At 69.3% G+C, this 24,577-nt stretch carries 17 protein-coding genes and 3 rRNA genes; 2 read left to right on the top strand and 18 right to left on the bottom strand.

Annotated elements, in window-relative coordinates; all coding sequences use genetic code 11:
• Positions 1-4: 4 nt before the first annotated feature.
• The 6 genes from ACO229_RS00100 to ACO229_RS00075 all read right to left on the bottom strand — a co-directional run bounded on the left by ACO229_RS00100 (position 5) and on the right by ACO229_RS00075 (position 8,048).
• On the bottom strand, positions 5-1,882 hold the full coding sequence (locus ACO229_RS00100; protein ID WP_397410607.1) for an acetolactate synthase large subunit: 1,878 nt from the start codon (positions 1,880-1,882) through the stop codon (positions 5-7).
• A 284-nt stretch (positions 1,883-2,166) separates the two neighbouring features.
• Complete coding sequence (locus ACO229_RS00095; RefSeq protein WP_397434016.1) at positions 2,167-3,141, bottom strand: NAD-dependent epimerase/dehydratase family protein; 975 nt, start codon at positions 3,139-3,141, stop codon at positions 2,167-2,169.
• Positions 3,138-4,835, bottom strand: a complete 1,698-nt coding sequence (locus tag ACO229_RS00090; protein ID WP_423463297.1) for a class I adenylate-forming enzyme family protein — start codon at positions 4,833-4,835, stop codon at positions 3,138-3,140. The genes ACO229_RS00095 and ACO229_RS00090 overlap by 4 nt, the downstream gene beginning before the upstream one ends.
• A complete protein-coding gene (locus ACO229_RS00085; protein WP_423463296.1) occupies positions 4,832-6,094 on the bottom strand; it encodes a cytochrome P450 in 1,263 nt (420 codons plus the stop codon). The genes ACO229_RS00090 and ACO229_RS00085 overlap by 4 nt, the downstream gene beginning before the upstream one ends.
• Positions 6,091-6,876, bottom strand: a complete 786-nt coding sequence (locus ACO229_RS00080) for a glycosyltransferase (protein ID WP_397410615.1) — start codon at positions 6,874-6,876, stop codon at positions 6,091-6,093. The genes ACO229_RS00085 and ACO229_RS00080 overlap by 4 nt, the downstream gene beginning before the upstream one ends.
• Positions 6,873-8,048 (bottom strand): 3-oxoacyl-ACP synthase III family protein, encoded by a 1,176-nt coding sequence (locus ACO229_RS00075; RefSeq protein WP_423463295.1) that lies wholly within the window; start codon positions 8,046-8,048, stop codon positions 6,873-6,875. Before ACO229_RS00075 ends, ACO229_RS00080 begins: the two co-directional genes overlap by 4 nt.
• Before the next feature lie 123 nt (positions 8,049-8,171).
• Here ACO229_RS00075 and ACO229_RS00070 point away from each other — a divergent pair, with 123 nt between their 5' ends.
• On the top strand, positions 8,172-8,741 hold the full coding sequence (locus tag ACO229_RS00070; protein WP_423463294.1) for a Uma2 family endonuclease: 570 nt from the start codon (positions 8,172-8,174) through the stop codon (positions 8,739-8,741).
• Positions 8,742-8,748: 7 nt separating this feature from the next.
• Here the strand turns inward: ACO229_RS00070 and ACO229_RS00065 are convergent, their stop codons facing one another.
• From ACO229_RS00065 to ilvD, 5 genes are all read right to left on the bottom strand, one after another.
• Positions 8,749-9,714 carry an ATP-binding cassette domain-containing protein gene (locus ACO229_RS00065; protein ID WP_397410621.1) on the bottom strand — a complete coding sequence of 322 codons (966 nt, stop codon included), beginning with the start codon at positions 9,712-9,714 and terminating at the stop codon, positions 8,749-8,751.
• Positions 9,711-10,526: an ABC transporter permease gene (locus ACO229_RS00060; protein WP_397410623.1), complete on the bottom strand. Its 816-nt coding sequence runs from the start codon at positions 10,524-10,526 to the stop codon at positions 9,711-9,713. Before ACO229_RS00060 ends, ACO229_RS00065 begins: the two co-directional genes overlap by 4 nt.
• Complete coding sequence (locus ACO229_RS00055) at positions 10,519-11,337, bottom strand: ABC transporter permease (protein WP_423463293.1); 819 nt, start codon at positions 11,335-11,337, stop codon at positions 10,519-10,521. Before ACO229_RS00055 ends, ACO229_RS00060 begins: the two co-directional genes overlap by 8 nt.
• Before the next feature lie 12 nt (positions 11,338-11,349).
• Positions 11,350-11,706 (bottom strand): 4a-hydroxytetrahydrobiopterin dehydratase, encoded by a 357-nt coding sequence (locus ACO229_RS00050; RefSeq protein WP_397410627.1) that lies wholly within the window; start codon positions 11,704-11,706, stop codon positions 11,350-11,352.
• Between the two features lie 119 nt (positions 11,707-11,825).
• Complete coding sequence (gene ilvD, locus ACO229_RS00045) at positions 11,826-13,688, bottom strand: dihydroxy-acid dehydratase (RefSeq protein ID WP_397410629.1); 1,863 nt, start codon at positions 13,686-13,688, stop codon at positions 11,826-11,828.
• A 221-nt stretch (positions 13,689-13,909) separates the two neighbouring features.
• Here ilvD and ACO229_RS00040 point away from each other — a divergent pair, with 221 nt between their 5' ends.
• Positions 13,910-14,350: a CBS domain-containing protein gene (locus tag ACO229_RS00040; protein ID WP_397410631.1), complete on the top strand. Its 441-nt coding sequence runs from the start codon at positions 13,910-13,912 to the stop codon at positions 14,348-14,350.
• Positions 14,351-14,375: 25 nt separating this feature from the next.
• Here the strand turns inward: ACO229_RS00040 and ACO229_RS00035 are convergent, their stop codons facing one another.
• From ACO229_RS00035 to ACO229_RS00005, 7 genes are all read right to left on the bottom strand, one after another.
• Positions 14,376-14,960 carry a GNAT family N-acetyltransferase gene (locus ACO229_RS00035; protein WP_397410633.1) on the bottom strand — a complete coding sequence of 195 codons (585 nt, stop codon included), beginning with the start codon at positions 14,958-14,960 and terminating at the stop codon, positions 14,376-14,378.
• A gap of 40 nt (positions 14,961-15,000) precedes the next feature.
• The gene (gene gatB / locus ACO229_RS00030) at positions 15,001-16,521 is read right to left on the bottom strand and encodes an Asp-tRNA(Asn)/Glu-tRNA(Gln) amidotransferase subunit GatB (RefSeq protein WP_423463292.1); all 1,521 of its coding nucleotides are present in this window, start codon (positions 16,519-16,521) and stop codon (positions 15,001-15,003) included.
• Positions 16,518-18,044: an Asp-tRNA(Asn)/Glu-tRNA(Gln) amidotransferase subunit GatA gene (gene gatA / locus ACO229_RS00025; protein ID WP_397410637.1), complete on the bottom strand. Its 1,527-nt coding sequence runs from the start codon at positions 18,042-18,044 to the stop codon at positions 16,518-16,520. Before gatA ends, gatB begins: the two co-directional genes overlap by 4 nt.
• 14 nt (positions 18,045-18,058) lie before the next feature.
• The gene (gatC, locus tag ACO229_RS00020; protein WP_423463291.1) at positions 18,059-18,355 is read right to left on the bottom strand and encodes an Asp-tRNA(Asn)/Glu-tRNA(Gln) amidotransferase subunit GatC; all 297 of its coding nucleotides are present in this window, start codon (positions 18,353-18,355) and stop codon (positions 18,059-18,061) included.
• A gap of 316 nt (positions 18,356-18,671) precedes the next feature.
• Positions 18,672-18,788: ribosomal RNA gene (rrf, locus tag ACO229_RS00015) — 5S ribosomal RNA — on the bottom strand.
• Positions 18,789-18,906: 118 nt separating this feature from the next.
• Positions 18,907-22,034, bottom strand: a 23S ribosomal RNA gene (locus tag ACO229_RS00010).
• Between the two features lie 603 nt (positions 22,035-22,637).
• Positions 22,638-24,162 (bottom strand): 16S ribosomal RNA (locus tag ACO229_RS00005).
• Together the 16S, 23S and 5S rRNA genes form the textbook arrangement of a ribosomal RNA operon.
• Positions 24,163-24,577 lie beyond the last annotated feature (415 nt).

The raw sequence follows: 24,577 nt of genomic DNA, 5'->3' as shown, positions 1-24,577 counted from the left end.
GGGGTCAGTCCTCTCGCTCCCACGCCGGCGAGATGCCGCGTGCGTACTGGATGTCGTCGTTGCTGACGCCGGCGGCGACCATGGGCCACACCATCGCGTCACGCGAGACGGTGAAGTCCACGACCACGGGCCGGTCGTCGATCTCGTTGGCCCGCTTGATCGCGGCGTCGACGTCGGAGGCGTGCTCCACGCGGATGCCCTCGCAGCCGTACGCGTCGGCGAGCTTCACGAAGTCCGGCACGCGCATGGTGCCGTGCCCCGTGTGCAGGTCGGTGTTGGAGTAGCGCGACTCGTAGAACAGCGTCTGCCACTGCCGCACCATGCCCAGCGAGCTGTTGTTGATCAGCGCCACCTTGATCGGGATGTCGTTGATCGTGCAGGTGGCGAGCTCCTGGTTGGTCATCTGGAAGCAGCCGTCACCGTCCACCGCCCACACCGTCCGGTCGGGCTGGCCCACCTTGGCGCCCATCGCGGCGGGGATGGAGTAGCCCATCGTGCCGAGACCGCCGGAGTTGATCCAGGTGTTGGGGTGCTCGTAGCTGATGAACTGCGCCGCCCACATCTGGTGCTGGCCCACGCCGGCCACGTAGATGGCGTCCGGCCCGGTCAGCTCTCCGAGGCGCTGGATCACGTGCTGCGGCGACAGCAGGCCGTCCGCCGTCTCGCTGTAGCCGCGCGGGTAGGTGCGGCGCCACTCGTCGAGCTGACGCCACCAGCCCTCGACGTCGGGGCGGCCGTGCTCCTCGTGCTCCCGCGCCAGCTCGGGCAGCAGGTCACCGATGACCTCGCGCAGGTCCCCCACGATCGGCACGTCCGCCTCGCGGTTCTTGCCGATCTCGGCGGGGTCGATGTCCGCGTGCACCACGGTGGCCAGCGGCGCGAAGCTCGACAGCTTGCCCGTGACGCGGTCGTCGAACCGGGCACCGAGCGCGAACACGAGGTCCGCCTTCTGCAGCGCCGCCACCGCGGGCACCGTGCCGTGCATGCCGGGCATGCCCAGGTGCTGCGGGTGGCTGTCCGGCACGGCGCCGCGGGCCATCAGCGTGGTCACGACGGGCGCACCGGACAGGTCCACGAGCTGGCGCAGCAGCTCGGACGCGCCCGCCCGGATCACGCCGCCGCCCACGTACAGGACGGGTCGGCGGGCCGTGGCCAGCAGCTTCGCGGCCTCGCGGATCTGCTTCGAGTGCGGCTTGGTCACGGGGTGGTAGCCCGGCAGGTTCAGCTCCTGCGGCCACGAGAACGTGGTGCGCGACTGCATCGCCGACTTCGCGATGTCCACCAGCACCGGCCCCGGCCGCCCGGTGGAGGCGATGTGGAACGCCTCCGCGATGGTGCGCGGGATCTCCGCCGGGTCCGTGACCAGGTAGGAGTGCTTGGTGATCGGCATCGTGATGCCGACGATGTCCGCCTCCTGGAACGCGTCCGTGCCGATCGCGGCGCTCGCGACCTGGCCGGTGATGGCCACCATCGGGATCGAGTCCATGTTCGCGTCCGCGATGGGCGTCACCAGGTTGGTGGCACCGGGCCCCGACGTCGCCATGGTGACGCCGACCCGGCCCGTCGCGTGGGCGTAGCCGGAGGCCGCATGGCCGCCGCCCTGCTCGTGCCGCACCAGGATGTGCCGCAGCTTGGCGGAGTCCATCAGCGGGTCGTAGGTGGGCAGGATCGCGCCGCCGGGGATGCCGAACACGACGTCCGCACCGACCTCCTCGAGGGAGCGGACGATCGACTGCGCCCCCGTCACCTCCTCCGGCCCGACGCGCGGTGCGGGGGCCTCGACCTCGGCCTTGCCGCCTACGCGGGACCGAAGCTCGGTACGCACCTGGTCACGCGCCTCGGCGCGCGCGGCGATCTGTGCGGGTGTCGGTGTGCCGGTCATGCGGTTCTCCTGCCGTCGCGCCCCGTCCTGGGGCGAAAGCGAGCGTTCGTGACAACAAAAAAACCCCGGGTCCTCTGATGAGAAGGACTGCCAGGGTGAGCGCGCGGACGATGCCTGTGCTGGGCCTAGGCCGCGCGCTCAGGAAGTACTACGAGAATGATCGTCTGCACGCGCAGCACGTTACGCCGAATCCGGGCCGGTGTCATCCAGCGGGCCAAAGGTCCCACGATCCGAGACGGGCGGAGGTTCCACCCGTCCCCGCGCGCACGGCCCACCGGCACGGCTCACCACCGCATCGCACCGTGCAGCGACGTCGGCGCCGGGTCCACGCCCAGACGCTCCCGCAGCACCGTGAGGTCGTAGGTGCGCTCCATCGCGAGGTGGCTGATCGCGTACCGGGACAGCCGCGGCTCCCGCCCGGTCCACCGGGCGACCCGCTCCCCCGCCCAGGCCAGCACGCGCGCCAGCCGGATCGGGATGCCCACCACCTGCACCGGCCGGAACCGGGCGAACATGAGCAGCTCGATGGTCTCGTCCAGGTCCACCGGCCGCGCATCGGCCACGTTCGCCACCAGCGGCCGGCCGGCCGCGACCTCCGGCTCGACGTCGGCGTCCAGGGCCGCCCGCACGGCACGGGCCAGCGTGTCGACGTGCGTGAGGTGCTGACGCACCTTGCCGCCGCCGGGCAACGGCAGCCAGGCGCCGACCGCCGCGGACTCGAGGCGCGGCAGCAGCGTCGTGTCACCCGGCCCGTAGACCGCGTGCGGCCGCAGCACGACGACGGGCCCGCGGTCCTCGCGCGCGGCGTCGGCCGCCAGGTACCGCTCGGCGGCGGCCTTGGTGGAGCCGTACGCGTTCATGTAGCCGCGCACGGGCGCCTCCGCCTCGGTCGCGGCCACGCTCGGCGTGCGGGGGTCGTACACGCTGCCGGAGGAGACGTGCACGAAGCGCGCCTCGGGGAACGTCTCGCGCACGGCGCGCGTGCCCTCGACGTTCACCACCCAGGCGCGCGCGTGGCTCCCGCCGTCGCCGACGGCGGCCCCGCAGTGCACCACGGCGTCGACGTGCTCGGGCCGGTCCTCCTTGGCCAAAGGGCCGTCACGCAGGTCCCAGAACTGGTGGGAGACCTGATGGAGGAGCTCCTCGGGCAGACGCGGCACACGCCGCGAGAACGCGACGACCTCGTGCCCGTGCGCCGCGAGGTCCCGGACGACAGCGCCCCCGACAAATCCTGACGAACCGGTCACAGCCACCTTCATGCGCGCACTGTACCCGCCAGGGATGACACCCAGTTGACCAGCAACCGACGGTCAGGCTTCCGGGACCGCCCGGCGAGCGGCACCCGGGCCACCTCCACCACCAGGTCGGGCAGCGCGCCGTGGTCCAGCACGTCCCCCAGGCGTGCCGTGACCGCCCTGGTCAGCGCGGTATCCGTGCGCGCGCCGGGCCAGTGCGCACCCGCCGGGACGTCCTCGGCGGCCACCACGAGCACCACCCGCTCGTCGCCGTCCGGCACGGGGACACCGACCAGGACGGCGTCCGCCACGCCCGGCAGCTCCCGCAGGCGGGGCTCGAACAGGCCGGGGTAGATGTTCACGGTGCCCCGGATGATCATGTCGCGGTTGCGCCCCACGAGCACGATCCGGCCCCTCGCGTCCTGGTAGGCCAGGTCGCCGGTGCGGTGCTCGGTCGCGGGCGGGCGTCCGGCGTCGACGTCCGACAGGTAGCCGGCCATGAGGGACGGGCCCGTCAGGACGAGCTCCCCTACCGCATCGCCGTCCCCCACCGCATCGCCCTCGCCCACCGCATCACCGTCCCCCACCGCATCACCGTCGCCTATCGCGTCGACGACGGTCGTGTCGATCCGCACCCCGATGCCGTCGAGCGGCCGGCCGACCAGGTCTCCGGACGCCGCCGCCGCGATCTTCTCGTCCGCGTCGGTCACCGCGGCGGGCAGGATCTCGGTGGCACCGTAGACCGCGAGCCAGCGCGTGCCCGGCAGCACCCGGCGAGCCCGTTCGAGCAGCGCCACCGTGACGGGCGCGGCACCCACGGCCAGCACGGCCGGGCCTACGGCGGCCGTACCCGTCGACCGCCCCTCCAGGACGTCGAGCAACGCGGTCACGTCCGCGGGCACCAGGAACGACGAGTCCGCACCCACGACCCCGCGCGCGAACGCCTCGGGCGAGTCCTTGGGCGCCCGCGCCGGGATCTCCCACGTGCCGCCCGCCAGCAGCGCCGGCAGGCCGAGGAACATCTGGTCGGTGTGCGCCCGCTGCCCCGGTCGCAGGTCACCCACCTGCGCGAACAGCCCGAGCATTCCGCCGAGCGTGCGCGCGGTGTGCACCACGGCCTTCGGGTCCGACGTCGTGCCGGACGTGAACACCACGAGCGCCACGGCGTCGAGGTCGCTCCCGCCGCCGGGCCGCGCCGCGGGGGCCGGCGTCGTGCGCCCGAGCCGTGCCACCCGCCGGGCACCGCGCGGGACGCCGGGAAGCCACGGCCCCGCGTAGAGGTGCCGTACCGGCAGGCGGCCGTAGTCCGGGAGCAGCAGGCCGCGCGAGCGCGCGACCGGGCGCAGCGCCCCCGACGACACCGCGTACAGCAGCGACTCCGTCGCCGCCCACCGCGGCCTCGCCGCCGCGATCCGGGCGGCGAACAGCTCCGGCGTCGAGCCGGGGTCCACGAAGACGACGGCGCCGCCCGCGCGCAGGACGGCGAGGCACAGGACCACGCCCTCGGGCCGGGGCCGGATGCTGAACAGCACCCGGTCGCCAGGAGCCATGCCCAGCGCCCGCAGCCCGGACGCGGTGCGCTCGACACGGTCCGCGAGGTCGCCGAACGTGACCTCCTCGCGCACGCGAGCGCCGTCACGACCGCCGAACCAGCGCAGCGCGACGACGTCGGGCGTCCGGCGGGCCAGGGTGTCCAGGGCGTCGAGGAAGTGGGTCATGCGGCGTCCTTCGCCAGCCGCAGCTCCAGCGACCGGTAGGCCGGGACCAGCACGCCGCGCTCGGCCCGGCGCCGTCCCACGACGGGGACGCGGTCGTCCGTCACGGCGGCCGCGAGCGCGTCCAGGACCGCGTCCACCTGCGCCGTCGCCAGCGGCATGCCGAGGCAGAAGTGCGGCCCGGCCCCGAACCAGAGGTGCCGCACCGCGGGGTCGACCGGGCGGCCGGGGTCGAAACCGCCGGCCGCCCGGCAGCAGTTGACGGTGGCGATCACGACGCGGTCCCCCGCGGCGACCGGCACGTCCGCCACGGACGTCGCGGCCCGCACCGACCGCAGCATCGCCGGGGTCGGCACCGTGACCCGCAGCCCCTCCTCGACGGCCCGACGGCGCAGCTCCGCGTCGCCGCCCAGCAGGCGGCCGGTCCAGCCGGTGTCGTGCGCGATCGCCAGGAGCCGGGGCACGAAGGACTGGACGGTCTCGGTCCCGGTCAGCACGAAGGCCCCGACGGCGCCCATGGCCTCGCGCTCGGAGAGGCCCAGGTCGCGCATGCGCCCCGGCACGGTCGCCGGGTCGCCCGCACGGTAGGCGGCGCGCGCGGGTGCGGTCAGCCGGTCGAGCACCGCGCGCGCCCGGGCCACCTGGGCCCGCGTGAGCCCGTGCCGGTGCAGGCGCACCATGCCGGTGATCGTCCGGGCCGCGACCATCGCGGAGCGCACCGCGTCGTCCGTCGGCGGCAGGCCCACCATCCCGCAGATCACGGCTCCCGCCTGGGCCGTCACGACGGCGGCCAGGTCCACGCCCTCCCCCGCGGCGAGCCGGCGCGTCAGGTCCGGCAGCACGCCGGAACGGTTCTCGCCGTCGTCCCCGGTGCCGGACAGGAGCTGCCGCACCGCGCGCGGCGAGAACAGGGGCCCGAGCGTGCGCCGCAGCGCGGCGTGCTCGGCCCCCTCCATGTTGAGCAGCACGGACGGCCCGAGCACGGGCGTCCACAGGTCCGACGGCGCCCCGGGGCCCACCTTGGAGAAGTGGTCCAGGTCGAGCAGCACCTCCCGCGCCAGGGCGGCGTCGCTCACGATCACCCCGATGCGCGGCACCCGCACGACCGGACGGTGCCGTGCCGACCGGATCGCGGGGTAGGCGAGCGGGTGCGCGGCCCGCTGGACGCGTTCCTCCCAGTGCGCCTCGGGCGGTCCACCACGCCGGCGCGTGGTCGCACCCGGCACACTCGTCCCGGCGGCGTGGGTGAGGTGGGCCGTCATCGGATGTCCACCACGTCGGGCCGGTAGCGGTGGTCGGCGTACCAGCCGAGCGTGCGGACCAGCCCCCACGCGTGCACGCGCCGGGTCGACGCCCGCACCCAGACCTCGCGGTGCTCGGCGTACCGCGTGGTCAGCCGGCGGACGGCGTTGACCAGGGCACGGTCCTCGTGCACGTCCTCGATCCGGGTGCGCGGGAACCCCCCGGCGCGCTCGTACAGCGACGCCGTGATCGCCATGTTGCAGCCTGGCGTCATCACGTACGGGCCGAGGTAGCCGTCGTCCTGGTTTCCGGGGCGGACCTTGCCGAACGTGCTCGACGCCCACAGCGCGAACGACAGCACGCCCTGCTGGAACCGGGAGACCGGCAGGTCGTCGGTGCGCGGCACGAGCCGCCCGGCGACGAGCTCGTCACCACCCGCGAAGGCTTCGCGGACCGCGCGGGTCCAGCCCGGCGGCGGCAGGCAGTCCGCATCGGTGCGGGCCAGCAGCTCGGCCCCCAGCGCGATGGCGGCCCGCATGCCGGTGTCGGCCGCGGCACCGGTCCCCTTCTCGGGCTCGTCGACCACGCGCCAGCGCAGCCGCCCCCACTCGGCGGCGGCCTTGCGCGCGACGTCGGCGGTGCCGTCGGTGGATCCGTTGTCCACCACCACGAGGTCGAAGTCGTCGTCCTCCTGCGCGTGCAGCGCCTCCAGCGTGCGCAGGATGCCGTGCTCGTGCGCCTCGTTCAGCGCGGGGACGACGACGGCGAGCCGCGGCCGGTCCGCGCCGGGTGCCGGGGTCACCAGCGCACCACCATCGCGCCCATGCTGATGCCGCCGGCCAGACCGAGCAGCAGCACGACGTCACCGCGGTGCAGCCGGCCGGACTCCAGGGCGGTGACGAGCTGCAGCGGCAGGGTGGCCGAGGCGATGTTGCCGTGGTCGGCCACCGTGACGACCGTGCGGTCGGCGGGCACGCCGAGCGCACGGTGGACGTCCGCGAGATAGCCGACCGCGACCTGGTGCACCGCGACGAGCGCCACGTCGTCCATGGTCACGCCCGCCCGGTCCAGGGCCTCGCGCACCGGGCCCGGCCCGATCGCCAGGAACGCCTCCCGCAGGCGGGAGCCGTCGATCTCGAAGTAGCTCCGCTCCGGGTCGCGCGGGTTCACCGTGCCGCCCGCGGGCAGCATGCCGACGTCCCAGTGCTGCGACTCCGCGGCGAACACGGACCCCAGGATGCCCGACGGCGGCCCGGCGTGCTCCGCGAGACCGGCCAGCTCCGCAGCGAGCTCGTCCTCCAGGCTGCCGGTCCCGGTCGCCTCGACGAGGACGGCGGCCCCGGCGTCGGACATCGTGTAGCCGGGGGCGGACATCGCGTAGGTGCGCCGGTCCGGCACGTCCCAGCGGACGCCGCGCGAGGGCATCTCACCGCTCGCCACGAGCACGCGCCGGTAGCGGCCGGTGCCGATCAGCGCCTCGGCCACCTCGATGCCGTTGAGCACGGAGTTGCAGGCGTTCTTGACGTCCATCACCGGGGCGCGCACCCCGAGCTTCGCGGCGACGATGTGGCTCGTGGCGGGTTCGATCATGTCCTGCGTCGCGGACGCGAAGATCAGCAGGTCGACGTCGGCCGGGCCCAGCCCCGCCCGGTCCAGCACGTCGCGGGCGGCGGCCGCGGCGAGGTCCGAGGCCTGCTGGTCGTCGTCGGCCACGTGGACGGTGCGCACACCCGTCAGGCGCGACACCATCGGCACGCGCGGCGCGACGGCCGGGTTCCTGCGGTGCAGCTCCCGCTCGGCGGTGGCCACGTCGCGGGTCCCCTCAGGCAGGTGCACGGCGACGCCGGCGATGCGGGCGACGGGACGTGGAGCGGGGTGCGGCGGCACCGCGGGCGCGTCGGCGCGGGCCATCGAGGAGGAGCGGACGGCTCGGGCGGTGGCCGTGGGCGGCGCGACGGCCGGTTCGGGAAGCACGCGGCACAGGCTAGCGGTCCTCCGTGCGCACGGGTGGGCTAGATGTATTAACGTCTAGACATGCGATCGACAGCGGCAGCGGCCAGTCATGACACGACATGTGCGCGTTGCTACCGTGGTGCCATGGCTGAGCTCCCCGACTGGATGCGCCCCCCGCGCCCGGAGGGCTGGCTCGCCGAGGACCTGGACAATCTGCCGGACGCTCCCCGCCACACCGAGCTGATCGACGGAGCCCTCGTCTTCATGATGTCCCCGCAACGCAACTGGCACCGGCGTGTTATCCACGCCCTCCACGGCACCCTCGCCGCGCAAGCGCCCGAGGGGTTCGAGATCAACAGCGAGATGACCGTTCGTCTGGACAGGTACAACCGGCCGGAGCCCGACGTCATCGCGTCGACGGCCACGATCGACCGCAACGCGACCTGGTACGAGGCCGAGGACGTCGTGCTCGCGATCGAGGTGGTCTCACCCGAGTCCCGGCACCGCGACAGCGCCGTGAAGCCGCACAAGTACGCCGAGGCCGGTATCGCCCACTTCTGGCGCGTCGAGGACGTCGACTCCGTCACGACGGTCCATGTCTACGAGCTCGACACCCTGACCAAGACCTACGTCCCGGTCGGCATCTTCCGCGACACGCTCAAGGTGGACCTGCCGTTCCCGATCGAGCTGGACGTCCAGGCCCTGTACGGCTGAGGGCAGTTCAGGCCCGCGTCGCCCGGTAGATCTCGCGGACCACGTCCTCGATGTCGGGCTCCTCGACGGACAGGTCCAGCACCTCCACCCGCTCGGAGACCGCGGCGAGCACGCGCGCCGCCGTCGTGCGCTGCGGGTCGAACGCGAGACGCTGGCGCAGGCCGCCCGACTCGCTGCGGACGTGCTCCGTGCCCGCCACGTCCACCAGGTCGGGGCTCGCCGCCGCGAGGTCCACCACGAGCTCACGGCGTGCACCGACCGTGCGGGCCAGGCCGCCGAGCGTGCCGTCGAACGCGAGGCGCCCGCGGTCCACGACGAGGATCCGGTCGCACAGCCGCTCGACGTCGCCCATGTCGTGCGTGGTCAGCAGCAGCGTGGTGCCGTGCTCACGCCGCTGCGTCACGAGGAACTCGCGCAGCCGCTGCTTGGAGAGCACGTCCAGGCCGATGGTGGGCTCGTCGAGGATCAGCAGCTCCGGCCGGTGCAGCAGGGCGGCTGCCACCTCGGCCCGCATCCGCTGCCCCAGCGAGAGCTGGCGCACCGGGGTGCCGAGGAACGCGCCCATCTCCAGCATGTCGACCAGCTCGGCGGTGCGGGTGCGCTCCTCGTCGGCGGACAGCGAGTGGATCGCCGCGAGGATCGAGAACGACTCGTGCACGGGCAGGTCCCACCAGAGCTGCGAACGCTGCCCGAACACCACGCCGACCCGGCGGGCGAGCGCGCGGCGCTGCTTGAGCGGGTGCAGGCCCACCGTCGTCACCCGCCCGCTGGTCGGTACGAGGATGCCGACGAGCATCTTGATGGTGGTCGACTTCCCGGCGCCGTTCGCGCCGATGTAGCCCACGGACTCCCCGGCCCCGACGGTCAGGTCGAGCCGGTCGACGGCGACGTGCCGGGTCCGGCGCAGCCGGTCGCCCCGCTGGGGCCGCCCCGTGAACACCCGGGTCAGCGCCTCGGTCTCGATGACGTTCATCCACCCGCTCCTCGGTAGTGACGTAGTCCCCAGCGCCAGCACAGCCCGGCCACGACCACGGACCAGAGCGCGGCGACCGGCGCGCACCAGCCCAGCCAGGCGGGCAGCCCGGCGACGCCGGGCACCCCCAGCAGGGTGGTGACCGGCAGGTACGCCGCGAAGGCCACGGGGAAGACGGTGCCGAAGAGCACCAGCAGGGCGCGGGGCCAGACGGTCGCGGGCTGGGTGGCCGCGTACCGGCCGCCGTAGACGAACGCGTTGGTCATCTCGGCGCCGTTGATCAGGAAGAACTGCAGGCCCGCCGCCGTGACGAACTGGGCCGTGAAGATGACGAACCCGCAGACCAGGGCCAGCACCAGCAGGCCGACGGCGGCCGGGCCCCAGTCGATGTCGTTGAGCACCAGGCCCACCACGAGCGCGGACGCGCCCACGAGGCTGCGGGCCAGCCGGCGCAGGCTGAGGTCGCTCGTCACGAGCTGGGCCAGCACGGGCTGCGGCCGCAGGAAGAAGACGTCGAGCGTGCCCGCACGCACGTAGGTCGGCAGTCTGTCGCAGTGCCCGGCCACCAGGTCGGCCAGGCAGAAGGCAAGGTCGGCCAGGCCGAACACGAGCAGCACCTGGGCGAGCGAGAACCCGCCGATCTGGTCGGCGGCCGTGTACAGCACCCAGACCTCGGTGAACTCGATGACACCGACCAGCAGCGCCCCGACCAGGTCCATGCGAAAGCTCGCGCGGTGGCTCGCCTGCGAGCGGGCGCGGCTGGCGAGGACCGCCCGGTAGGCGCGCAGGTGACGCACCCTCGGCTCAGCCACCCTGCACCTCCAGCCTGCGGCGTCCCGCGCGCGTGGCCAGATACCCCGCGACGAGGACCGCCGCGAGCCAGCCGAGCTGCACGCCGATGTGCTGCCCGGCATCCCACCCGGTGACCCGGCCGGACAGCACGTCGATCGGGAGCTGCATCATCGACGGGAACGGCGTGGCCAGCGCGAGGGTCAGGAGCCAGTCGGGGTAGAGGTAGATCGGCGTGTACAGCCCGGCGAGGAACCCGGAGAGCGACATGTAGAGCACGCTGACGCCACGGGTCTCGACCAGCCAGAAACCCGTCGTCGCCACGACGTAGACGGTCGCGTGCGAGATGGCGATGCCGATCAGCAGGCTGAGCAGCCCGAGCGCGGAGGCGGCGGCGTCCGGGGGCAGCGCCATCCCCGACACGAGAACGCCGATGGCGACGCTGGGCAGGCCGCGCGGCAGCAGCGCGAACAGCCCCTTGCCGATGTCGGTCAGGACGTTCGCGGCCTGCACGCTGACGGGCCGGAGGAAGTCGACGGCGACGTCGCCCGACCGGATCCTGGCCTGCAGGTCGCTGCCGCCCCAGAAGTTGACCGAGCCGAGCATGCCCTGCCCCAGCCAGACGAACGCGGCCATGGTGGCCGCGGAGTAGCCGGCCAGCTCACCGCCGGAGCTGTCGACCGCCGCGCCCATGATCCCGCCCTTGAGCAGGCCGAACGTCGCGTTGGCCGTCAGCCCCGCGAGCGTCGCCAGCGGGTACGCGGACTGCCCCCGGAACCCGGCCACGAGGAACCGCCAGTAAGGGTTCCTGGCCGGGACGGGGAGCGAGCGCACAAGCGCGAGACGCTACCCGGCGATCGGCCCGGCGTCATCCTGATTTCCCGACACCGTCCAGGCCCCGCGGTCGGCGGCGATGCTGAGCTCGCGCGCCGCCGCCGAGATCTCGCGGGCCAGGGCGAGGTCGCGCCGCGACAGGCCGCCGATGTCGTGCGACGAGGTGCGCACGGTGACGCTGCCGTACCGCAGGTCGACGTCCGGGTGATGGTTCGCGGACTCGGCGAGCACGCCGATGCGCGTGACCAGCCGCAGCCCCGTCGCGAACGACCCGGTGGCGTAGCGCACCACGGCGGCGCCCGCCAGCACGCGCCAGTCGCTCACGCCCTCACCCGCCGTGAACTCTCCGGCGGTGATCGCGTCACTCATGTATCGCTCCCTGTGTCGGTGGACCGTCTCGAACGGCCGGGACACCACCATGGCACGGGACTCCGACACCCCGGTAGGCGGTCGGCCGGGCCCGGCACGCGCGCCGGACCCGGCCGGTGTCAGCCGCGCCGCAACCGCGCGACGTCGCGCACCGCGCCCCGGTCGGCCGACGTCGCCAGCGCGGCGTAGGCCTGGAGCGCCGGGGACACGTACCGGTCACGGGCGACGGGCTGCCACGGCCGCTCCGACGACTCCATCTTGGCGCGCCGCTCGGCGAGCACCTCGTCGGGCACGTTGACCCGGATCATGCGGGTGTCGACGTCGATCTCGATCTCGTCGCCGTCCTCGATCAGGCCGATCGTGCCGCCCGCGGCCGCCTCCGGGGAGACGTGCCCCACGGAGATGCCGCTGGACCCGCCGGAGAACCGGCCGTCCGTGATCAGCGCGACCTGCTTGCCCAGACCGCGTCCCTTGATGAACGACGTCGGGTACAGCATCTCCTGCATGCCCGGGCCGCCGGCGGGACCCTCGTAGCGCACGACCACGACGTGACCGGGCTTGACCTGCTTGGTCAGGATCTTCTCGACGGCGTCGTCCTGCGACTCGCAGACCAGCGCCTTGCCCACGAAGTGGAAGACGTCGGGGTCGACGCCCGCCGTCTTGAACACGGCGCCGTCCTCCGCGAGGTTGCCGCGCAGCACGGCGAGCCCGCCCTCGACGGTGTAGGCGTGCTCGACGTCGCGGATGCAGCCGCCCGCGCCGTCCGTGTCGAGCGACTCCCACTGGTTGTTCGTGGAGAACGCCTGCGTGGTGCGCACGCCGCCGGGGGCCGCGTGGAACAGGCCGAGCGCCCGCTCGGTGGCCTTGCCGCCGCGGATGTCCCAGTCGTCGAGCCACGCGCGCAGCGTGGGGGTGTGCACCGAGGTGACGTCGTGGTCGAGCAGGCCGCCCCGGTCGAGCTCGCCCAGCAGGGCGGGGATGCCACCCGCCCGGTGCACGTCCTCCATGTGGTAGTCCGGGTGGTTGGGCGCCACCTTGGACAGGCACGGCACGCGCCGGCTGATGTCCTCGATATCGGCCAGCGTGAAGTCGACCTCGGCCTCCTGCGCGGCGGCCAGGATGTGCAGCACGGTGTTGGTGGAGCCGCCCATGGCCACGTCGAGCGCCATCGCGTTGGCGAACGCCGCCTTGGTGGCGATGCCGCGCGGCGCGGCGGTGTCGTCCTCGTCCTCGTAGTACCGGCGGGCCAGGTCGACGATGGTGCGGCCGGCCTCCAGGAACAGCTCCTTGCGGGCGGCGTGCGTGGCCAGCGTCGAGCCGTTGCCCGGCAGCGACAGGCCGAGGGCCTCGGTGAGGCAGTTCATGGAGTTGGCGGTGAACATGCCGGAGCACGAGCCGCACGTGGGGCACGCGTTCTCCTCGACCAGGCCGAGCGCGGCGTCGTCCACGTTCTCGTCCGCCGAGTAGTTGATCGCGTTGATCAGGTTCAGCGGGGTCTTCGCGACGCCGTTCGCCACGACCGCCTTGCCGGCCTCCATCGGGCCGCCGGACACGAAGATCACCGGGATGTTCAGCCGCAGCGCGGCGTTCAGCATGCCGGGCGTGATCTTGTCGCAGTTGGAGATGCACACCAGCGCGTCGGCGGTGTGCGCCTGCACCATGTACTCCACGGAGTCCGCGATCAGGTCGCGGCTGGGCAGCGAGTAGAGCATGCCGGCGTGGCCCATCGCGATGCCGTCGTCGACGGCGATCGTGTTGAACTCCTTGGCGACGCCGCCGGCCTCGCGGATCGCGGAGGCCACGAGGTCACCCATGTCCTTGAGGTGTACGTGCCCCGGCACGAACTGCGTGTACGAGTTCGCGATCGCGATGATCGGCTTCCCGAAGTCCTCCGAGCCCATGCCCGTGGCGCGCCAGAGCGCGCGGGCACCGGCCATGTTGCGGCCGTGGGTGGAGGTCCGGGAGCGCAGGGGACGGCTCATGACGGTTCAGCTCCTTCGATGGCTGGACGGGCCGCGCGGGAGGCCGGGCACTGTGCGGGGCGGGCGGCCTCTGCACGCTACCTCCGGTGCGCGGGGATGGACACCCGGCGTCCACAGGGTGACCCTGCCCCCCTACCTCAACCCTGGCGGGTGCCGTACGGTCGTACCAGGGAGCCCGCAACGACGCGGATCCTGGCGTGCACGCGACGGAGGTGCTCGACATGCGAGTGACAGAAGCATTGCGGCGCAAGGGCGGTTCGGTGGTCACGATCTCCCGGGACCGCAGCGTGCGCGACCTGCTGGCGCTCCTGGCCGAGCACGGCATCGGCGCGGCCGTCGTGTCCGACGACGGCGTCCGCGTCGACGGCATCGTCAGCGAGCGGGACGTCGTGCGTCGGCTGCACTCCGACGGCGACGGCATCCTGGACGGCACCGTCGAGGCGATCATGACCGCCGCCGTGCACACCTGCGGACCCGAGGCCACGCTCGACGAGCTGATGCCGGTCATGACGGAGCACCGCGTGCGCCACGTCCCCGTGCTCGTCGACGCCCGGCTGACCGGGATCGTGAGCATCGGGGACGTGGTCAAGCACCGGATCGCCGAGGTGCAGGCCGAGCGCGACCAGCTCACGGCCTACATCACCGGCGGGCCGGGCGCCTAGCCCCTCGTCCGGCCCTCGACAGCGCTCAGCCCAGCGTGGCCCGGTACTCGTCCTCGAGGATGCTCATCACGATCGCGTCCGCCCACGTCTCACCGTCCCGGTAGACGTCGCGCAGGCGGCCCTCCTCACGGAACCCGAGCGACTCGTACAGCGCCTGTGCCCTCGGGTTGATGCTGAGCACGTCCAGGCTCACCCGGTGCAGGCCTGGACCGGGCTCGCCGTCTGCGCCGTCGAACGCGAAGCGCAGCACCTCCAGGATGGCCTCCCGGCCGTACCCGCGGCCCCGGTAGTTCGGGAGGAGCTGGAGCCGCAGGTTGGCCGAGCGGGCGTGCTCGTCGAGGTCGTTGAGCACGATCTCGCCGATCATCTCGTCGCTGACGGGCTTACCGTCCCGGACCGCCGCGGGGCAGATCGCCCAGTCGTAGCGGCCGGGCCGGTCGCTGACCGTGCTCGCCCACTCGTCGATCTGGTCGCGCGTGAAGGTGGCGGTGGTCCCCGTCAGGCGGGTCCCCTCCGGATCCTGGACCGCCTCCCACAGGCGTTCCGCGTCGCGCGCCTCGACAGGACGCAGCCGCATCATCTCGCCGTGCAGGCGCGGCCCCCGGGTCATGCGGCCGGCCTCACAGCCCCCCGCAGCACGGCCCGGCAGGTCACTGACCGATCCGATCCAGCACGAGCTCCCGGACCCGCTTGGCGTCAGCCTGTCCCTTGGTCGCCTTCATGACCGCGCCGATGATCGCGCCGACCGGACCCTGGTTGCCGCCGCGGACCTTCTCGACGATGTCGGGCTGAGCCGCCAGCGCCTCGTCGATCGCGGTGAGCAGGGCACCGTCGTCGGACACGACCTCGAGGCCCCGCGCCACGACGACCGCCTCCGGGTCACCCTCGCCGGCGAGCACGCCGTCGAGCACCTGGCGGGCGATCTTGTCGTTGATGCGGCCGGACTCGACGAGGTCCTGCAGCTGCGCGACCTGCGCCGGCGTGACCGTGAGGTCCTCCAGCGCGATCTCGTCCTGCTTGGCCCGGCGGGCCAGCTCGCCCATCCACCACTTGCGCGCGCCGGCGGCGTTCGTGCCCGCGGCGATCGTCGCCTCGATCAGGTCCATGGCGCCCGCGTTGACGACGTCGCGCATCTCTGCGTCGGCGTATCCCCACTCGCCCTGCAGCCGACGCCGCCGGGCGACGGGCATCTCCGGCAGGGAGGCGCGGATCTCCTCGACCCACTCGCGGCTCGGCGCCACGGGGACCAGGTCGGGCTCGGGGAAGTAGCGATAGTCCTCGGCGTCCGACTTCACGCGGCCCGACGACGTGCTGCCGTCCGTCTCGTGGAAGTGGCGCGTCTCCTGGATGACCGGGAGGCCCGCGTCGAGCACGCCGGCCTGACGGGACACCTCGTAGCGCACGGCACGCTCGATCGAGCGGAACGAGTTCACGTTCTTGGTCTCGGTGCGCGTGCCCAGCGGCGCGTCGGGGCTCGGGCGCAGCGACAGGTTCACGTCGGCGCGCACGTTGCCGCGCTCCATGCGGGCCTCGGACACGTCCAGCGTGCGGAAGATGTCGCGGAGCGTCTGCACGTAGGCGCGCGCGACCTCGGGGGCCCGTTCACCGGCGCCCTCGATCGGACGCGTGACGATCTCCACGAGCGGGATGCCGGCGCGGTTGTAGTCGACCAGCGAGTACTCGGCGCCGTGGATGCGGCCGGACGTGCCACCCATGTGGGTGTTCTTGCCGGCGTCCTCCTCCATGTGCGCGCGCTCGATCTCGACGCGGAACACCGCGCCGTCCTCGAGCTCGACGTCGATCCAGCCGTCGTAGGCGATGGGCTCGTCGTACTGCGAGGTCTGGAAGTTCTTGGGCACGTCCGGGTAGAAGTAGTTCTTCCGGGCGAACCGGCAGCTCTCCGCGATGGTGCAGTTCAGCGCGAGACCGATCCGGATCGCGTACTCGACGGCCTTGCCGTTCACGACGGGCAGCGCGCCCGGCAGCCCGAGGCTGACGGGGGTCACCTGCGTGTTCGGCTCGCCGCCGAACGAGACCTCGGCGGCGCAGAACATCTTGGTCAGCGTGCCGAGCTCCACGTGGACCTCGATGCCGAGCACCGGGTCGTAGCGGCGGACGGCGTCCTCGTAGGCGACCAGGGGCGTCGCCGTCGCGGGGGTCTGCACAGTCATCGGGCGAGCTCCGTGGTCTTGAGTTCGGGTGCCTTGTTCAGCAGGGGTCCGCCCCAGCGCGACTCGAGAGCCGCCTCGAGGGCCGCGCCCACGCGGTACATCCGGTCGTCCGCCTTGGCGGGGGCCAGGATCTGGAAGCCGACCGGCAGGCCGTCGTCGGAGAGGCCGTTCGGCAGGGACATGCCCGGGACGCCCGCCAGGTTCGCGGGGATGGTCGCGACGTCGTTGAGGTACATCGCGAGCGGGTCGTCGAGCTTCTCGCCGAACTTGAACGCCGTGGTGGGCGCCGTGGGCGAGACCAGGACGTCGGCCTTCGCGAACGCGGCCGAGAAGTCGCGCTGGATCAGCGTGCGGACCTTCTGCGCGCTGCCGTAGTAGGCGTCGTAGTACCCGGCCGAGAGGGCGTAGGTGCCGAGGATGACGCGGCGCTTGACCTCGTCGCCGAAGCCCGCGCCGCGGGTGGCGCCCATGACGCGCTCCGCCGTGACGGGGCCCTCGGCCGGCTCGACGCGCAGGCCGAAGCGCATGCCGTCGAACTTGGCCAGGTTGCTGGACGCCTCGGCCGGCATGATCAGGTAGTAGGCGTCGAGCGCGTAGGCGAAGCTGGGGCAGGAGACCTCGACGATCTCCGCGCCCAGCCCGCGAAGCTGCTCCAGCGACTCGTCGAACCGCGCGGACACACCGGCCTGGTAGCCCTCGCCGGACAGCTCCTTGACGACGCCCACGCGGACGCCCTTGAGGTCGCCCTGCGCGCCCAGCCGAGCGGCGGCGACGACGCCCGGCACCGGCTCGTCGATCGACGTCGAGTCGTGCGGGTCGTGCCCGCCGATGAGCTCGTGCAGCAGCGCGGCGTCGAGCACCGTGCGCGTGACCGGACCCGCCTGGTCGAGCGAGGAGGCCATGGCGATCAGGCCGTAGCGGGAGACGCCGCCGTAGGTCGGCTTCACGCCGACCGTCCCGGTCACGGCACCCGGCTGACGGATGGACCCACCGGTGTCGGTCCCGATCGCGAGCGGCGCCTCGAAACCGGCCACGGCGGCCGCTGAGCCACCGCCGGACCCGCCGGGGATCCGGTCGAGGTCCCAGGGGTTCCTGGTGTTGCCGAACGCGGAGTGCTCCGTCGAGGAGCCCATCGCGAACTCGTCCATGTTGGTCTTGCCGAGGATCGGCAGGCCGGCCACCTTGATGCGCTCCACGAGGGTCGCGTCGTACGGCGGGATCCAGTTCTCGAGGATCTTCGACCCCGCGGTGGTGGGCAGGCCCTTGGTCACCACCACGTCCTTGACCGCGATCGGCACGCCGGCGAGGGCGTGCAGCTCCTCGCCCGCGGCGCGGCGGGTGTCGACGTCGGCGGCCGTGGCCAGGGCCTCCTCGGCGGAGACGTGCAGGAACGCGTGCAGGTCGCCGTCGACGGCGGCGATACGGTCCAGGTGGGCCTGCGTGGCCTCGACGCTGGAGACCTCCTTGCCCGCCAGGGCGGACGCCAGGGCGGACGCGCTGAGGCGCGTGATGTCGTTCGTCATGTCGTTGCTTCCCATCACTCTTCGCCGAGGATCTGCGGGACCGCGAAGCGGCCGTCCTCCTGCTGCGGGGCGCTCGCCAGGACGTCCTGGACCGGCAGGGCCGGCTCCGGCACGTCGTCTCGGAACACGTTGGTCAGCGGGAGGGGGTGGCTCGTTGCCGGCACGTCTGCGGTGGCGACCTCGCTCACGCGAGCGATGGACTCGACGATCACGTCGAGCTCACCGGCGAGGCGATCGACCTCGTCGGGCCGCAGGTCGATCCGTGCCAGCGCAGCCACGCGCGCAACCTCGTCACGGGAGATGGTGGACATGGCCGCAAGTCTAGTCTCCGGAGGCCATCCGATCTCCCGGATCGCGGCCTGTGCACTGTGAAATCTGTGCAACGCGCCGGCCCGCTCCAGGGGCGACGTCCGGTCTCCGGGACGACAGAGCGCCCGGGGCCGTCCGGCCGTGGGTGGGCAGCACGCAGCCCCCGGGACGACGAGCGTCTCCCCAGGGGCTGTCAAGAAGCGGTGAGGTTTCCGCGGTGCCGGCGATCGGCAGGTGGTGCAGGAGCAGAAATGCGTGTGGGGGTGGGAACATGCCCCCTTGACGGGTTCATGTTCCCACCCCCACACGGGAATGGTTGTCCGGCGGCGTCCTACTCTCCCACCCCGTCTCCAGGGCAGTACCATCGGCGCTATGAGGCTAAGCTTCCGGGTTCGGAATGGGACCGGGCGTTTCCCCCACGCTATGACCACCGAAACACTATCGAGACCAGGCAACCCCACACCACACCAGTGGGGGTTGGTGCCCGTGACTCGGGAACCGCACAGTGGACGCGAACACACACACCAGAAACTGGCTTGAAAGAATTTGAGTGTTGAGAAAGTTATCGGCAAGTTAGTACCGGTCAGCTCCACAAGTCTTCAGTCCTTGCTTCCACATCCGGCCTATCAACCCAGTAGTCTGCTGGGCGCCTCCCACACACAAGGTGTACGGAAACCTCATCTCGAAGCAGGCTTCCCGCTTAGATGCTTTCAGCGGTTATCCCTTCCGAACGTAGCCAACCAGCCATGCTCCTGGCGGAACAACTGGCACACCAGAGGTTCGTCCGTCCCGGTCCTCTCGTACTAGGGACAGCCCTTCTCAAGTTTCCTACGCGCGCAGCGGATAGGGACCGAACTGTCTCACGACGTTCTAAACCCAGCTCGCGTACCGCTTTAATGGGCGAACAGCCCAACCCTTGGGACCTACTCCAGCCCCAGGATGCGACGAGCCGACATCGAGGTGCCAAACCATGCCGTCGATATGGACTCTTGGGCAAGATCAGCCTGTTATCCCCGGGGTACCTTTTATCCGTTGAGCGACGGCGCTTCCACAAGCCACCGCCGGATCACTAGTTCCGACTTTCGTCCCTGCTCGACCTGTCAGTCTCACAGTCAAGCTCCCTTGTGCACTTGCACTCGACACCTGATTACCAACCAGGCTGAGGGAACCTTTGAGCGCCTCCGTTACATTTTAGGAGGCAACCGCCCCAGTTAAACTACCCACCAGGCACTGTCCCTGATCCGGATCACGGACCGAGGTTAGACATCCGAAGCGATCAGAGTGGTATTTCAACAATGACTCCACCCGAGCTGGCGCCCGAGCTTCACAGTCTCCCACCTATCCTACACAAACCGCACCGAACACCAATACCAAGCTATAGTAAAGGTCCCGGGGTCTTTCCGTCCTGCTGCGCGTAACGAGCATCTTTACTCGTACTGCAATTTCGCCGAGTTCGCGGTTGAGACAGCGGAGAAGTCGTTACGCCATTCGTGCAGGTCGGAACTTACCCGACAAGGAATTTCGCTACCTTAGGATGGTTATAGTTACCACCGCCGTTTACTGGGGCTTAAATTCTGGGCTTCGCCGAAGCTGACCCGTCCTCTTAACCTTCCAGCACCGGGCAGGCGTCAGTCCGTATACATCGTCTTGCGACTTCGCACGGACCTGTGTTTTTAGTAAACAGTCGCTTCTCCCTGGTCTCTGCGGCCCTCCCCGCATCCCCCAGCAAGTGGGTTAACGGTTCAGGCCCCCCTTCTCCCGAAGTTACGGGGGCATTTTGCCGAGTTCCTTAACCACGATTCACTCGATCGCCTTAGTATTCTCTACCTGACCACCTGAGTCGGTTTAGGGTACGGGCGGCTAGTCCCTCGCGTCGAGGCTTTTCTAGGCAGCATAGGATCACCAGATTCCCGCATACACGGTCTCTATCAGCTCTCACCCTCAACGACACCCGGATTTGCCTAGGTGTCGGGCTACGACCTTGGACATGGACAACCATCGCCACGCCTGGCTACCTTCCTGCGTCACCCCTGTTAACACGCTTACCTACTACCGGATCAGGTCCCACGCCGCCCCACCAGTGAGACCCGAAGGTCTCGGCGGTGGCTTGGGGTGGTTAGTATCACCGGGCTCGGTATGGGCGGTACTTCGCCGGTAGGAGAATATCAACTCCTTGTCCATCGACTACGCCTGTCGGCCTCGCCTTAGGTCCCGACTTACCCAGGGCGGATGAACCTGGCCCTGGAACCCTTGGTCATTCGGCGGACGGGATTCACACCCGTCATTCGCTACTCATGCCTGCATTCTCACTCGTGTAGGCTCCACCGCTAGGTCACCCTGCGACTTCACTGCCCACACGACGCTCCCCTACCCACCCACACACCTGAACACACACCACAAGGGCGCATGCTGGGCTTGCGATCAAACGCAATGTGAGTGCCACGGCTTCGGCGGTGTGCTTGAGCCCCGCTACATTGTCGGCGCGGAATCACTTGACCAGTGAGCTATTACGCACTCTTTCAAGGGTGGCTGCTTCTAAGCCAACCTCCTGGTTGTCTGTGCAACTCCACATCCTTTCCCACTGAGCACACGCTTAGGGGCCTTAGCCGGTGATCTGGGCTGTTTCCCTCTCGACCACGGAGCTTATCCCCCGCAGTCTCACTGCCACGCTTAAACTTACCGGCATTCGGAGTTTGGCTGACGTCAGTAACCTGGTGAGGCCCATTAGCCATCCAGTAGCTCTACCTCCGGCAAGAAACACGCGACGCTGCACCTAAATGCATTTCGGGGAGAACCAGCTATCACGAAGTTTGATTGGCCTTTCACCCCTAACCACAGGTCATCCCCCAGGTTTTCAACCCTGGTGGGTTCGGTCCTCCACGCCGTCTTACCGGCGCTTCAACCTGCCCATGGCTAGATCACTTCGCTTCGGGTCTAGACCCGGCGACTCAAACGCCCTCTTCGGACTCGCTTTCGCTACGGATACCCCACACGGGTTAACCTCGCCACCGAGCACTAACTCGCAGGCTCATTCTTCAAAAGGCACGCCGTCACCCCTACCAAGGAGGCTCCGACGGATTGTAGGCACATGGTTTCAGGTACTATTTCACTCCCCTCCCGGGGTACTTTTCACCTTTCCCTCACGGTACTTGTCCGCTATCGGTCACTAGGTAGTATTTAGGCTTAGCAAGTGGTCTTGCCAGATTCACACGAGATTTCACGGGCCCCGTGCTACTTGGGATCCCCTCCACCAGGCCGCACCATTTCGTCTACGGGACTCCCACCCACTACGGTCCGGTATTCAACCCGGTTCGACTATGACACGACTTTCTCACTGGCCGGAAGACTGTCAGATCTTCCCGGAAGGTCCCACAACCCCGCACACGCAACGCCTGACAGCTTGACACGCATACGGTTTGGCCTCATCCGCTTTCGCTCGCCACTACTCACGGAATATCTCTTCCTGTCGGTACTGAGATGTTTCACTTCCCGACGTTCCCTCCACACGCCCTATACATTCAAGCGCGGGTAACCGAACATGACTTCGGCTGGGTTCCCCCATTCGGAGACCCTCGGATCACAGCTCGTCTGCCAACTCCCCGAGGATTATCGCAGGCTACAACGTCCTTCTTCGGCTCCTAGTGCCAAGGCATCCACCAATGTGCCCTTAAAAACTTTCGGCAACACTACAATCACAGAAACCAAGACAACACACCCGACAACACCCCGACCCACACGACCCAAAAGGCCCTGCCAGCCAGACCATCGCCAAGCAGTCTTGGAAACATTCAAAGATGCTCGCGTCCACTATGCAGTTCTCAAGCAACGGACGAACCCACCAGAGCGACCCGCACCCACCACCACCGGCACGCCGGCTGGTCTGAAGTGCCACTCAGTGACCCGTGTCCAGTCAGAAACAACCCGTCCCCCACACACCCCACTCACCCACCCCGAAGGGACAAGACCCCCGAAGGGACAAGCTCGTGGCGCATGAGGCAGCCGGTTGCCTCAGGACCCAACAGTGTGCTCAGCAAGCCACCACCACCTGCGACCACCACGTTCCAACCCACCCAGCAAGGAGACAAGCCCCCCACCAACCAGGCGTACTAGCAGCAGCCACCAGCACGGTGACTCTTCGTCAATGTTCCACCCATGAGCAACCACCCCAGACGCGCACGGCCTGGGCCTGGCCTCTGCCACCAGCACCCACCAGCCCAGGGACGAACCCACGAGCCAGCACGGCATCCCCGGCTTCCCGGGGCCTGATGGAGATGAGCTCCTTAGAAAGGAGGTGATCCAGCCGCACCTTCCGGTACGGCTACCTTGTTACGACTTAGTCCCAATCGCCAGTCCCACCTTCGACCACTCCCTCCCACAAGGGGTTGGGCCGTGAGCTTCGGGTGTTACCAACTTTCGTGACTTGACGGGCGGTGTGTACAAGGCCCGGGAACGTATTCACCGCAGCGTTGCTGATCTGCGATTACTAGCGACTCCGACTTCACGGGGTCGAGTTGCAGACCCCGATCCGAACTGAGACCGGCTTTTTGGGATTCGCTCCACCTCACGGTATCGCAGCCCTCTGTACCGGCCATTGTAGCATGCGTGAAGCCCAAGACATAAGGGGCATGATGATTTGACGTCATCCCCACCTTCCTCCGAGTTGACCCCGGCAGTCTCCCATGAGTCCCCGGCATAACCCGCTGGCAACATGAGACAAGGGTTGCGCTCGTTGCGGGACTTAACCCAACATCTCACGACACGAGCTGACGACAACCATGCACCACCTGTGTACGAGTGTCCAAAGAGAACCCCATCTCTGGGGCTTTCTCGTACATGTCAAGCCTTGGTAAGGTTCTTCGCGTTGCATCGAATTAATCCGCATGCTCCGCCGCTTGTGCGGGCCCCCGTCAATTCCTTTGAGTTTTAGCCTTGCGGCCGTACTCCCCAGGCGGGGCACTTAATGCGTTAGCTACGGCACAGAACCAGTGGAACTGGCCCCACACCTAGTGCCCAACGTTTACGGCATGGACTACCAGGGTATCTAATCCTGTTCGCTCCCCATGCTTTCGCTCCTCAGCGTCAGTAACTGCCCAGAGACCTGCCTTCGCCATCGGTGTTCCTCCTGATATCTGCGCATTCCACCGCTACACCAGGAATTCCAGTCTCCCCTACAGCACTCCAGTCTGCCCGTACCCGATGCAAGCTCACAGTTGAGCCATGAGATTTCACACCAGACGCGACAGACCGCCTACGAGCTCTTTACGCCCAATAATTCCGGACAACGCTTGCGCCCTACGTATTACCGCGGCTGCTGGCACGTAGTTAGCCGGCGCTTCTTCTGCAGGTACCGTCACTTGCGCTTCTTCCCTGCTGAAAGAGGTTTACAACCCGAAGGCCGTCATCCCTCACGTGGCGTCGCTGCATCAGGCTTTCGCCCATTGTGCAATATTCCCCACTGCTGCCTCCCGTAGGAGTCTGGGCCGTGTCTCAGTCCCAGTGTGGCCGGTCGCCCTCTCAGGCCGGCTACCCGTCGACGCCTTGGTAGGCCATTACCCCACCAACAAGCTGATAGGCCGCGAGCCCATCCCCCACCGAAAAACTTTCCAACACCCACCATGCAGTGAGTGCTCATATCCGGTATTAGACCCCGTTTCCAAGGCTTATCCCGAAGTGGAGGGCAGGTTGCTCACGTGTTACTCACCCGTTCGCCACTGATCCACCCCTGCAAGCAGGAGCTTCACCGTTCGACTTGCATGTGTTAAGCACGCCACCAGCGTTCGTCCTGAGCCAGGATCAAACTCTCCGTAAAAGAGAAACATCCACACCCACTCACGTGAGCGCGAACAATGATACCGGCCAGATCAAAACCAAACTGGTTTCAATGATCCGATCCAAAAACAACCCCCATCACCCCGAACCACACCACCATCCAGCAGCACGATCCGAAACAAGAGAGTCAAATAATTGGCATTGACTATCAAGCACACTGTTGAGTTCTCAAACAACCGACGCACACCGTCAGAGCCACGATCTTCCGACCGTTTCCCTGCCCGGGGCAGTTCCTCTAACTTACCAGATTCTTTCGGCCGATCAAATTCGCTTCCGTTCTCAGAACGGGAAGGAATTGCACCTGCCTGCCGAATTCGGCGACTCACCGAATGAGGGGAACACAAAGTTCCTTGATCCTGCTCGGTGGGTTTCAGCCCCGGCGCGGCCACTCGGTC

It is taken from the genome of Promicromonospora sp. MS192 (assembly GCF_049532985.1).
Classification (GTDB): domain Bacteria; phylum Actinomycetota; class Actinomycetes; order Actinomycetales; family Cellulomonadaceae; genus Promicromonospora.
The sequence above is the reverse complement of the archived record's forward strand: the minus strand, read 5'-3'. Positions and strand labels throughout refer to the sequence as shown.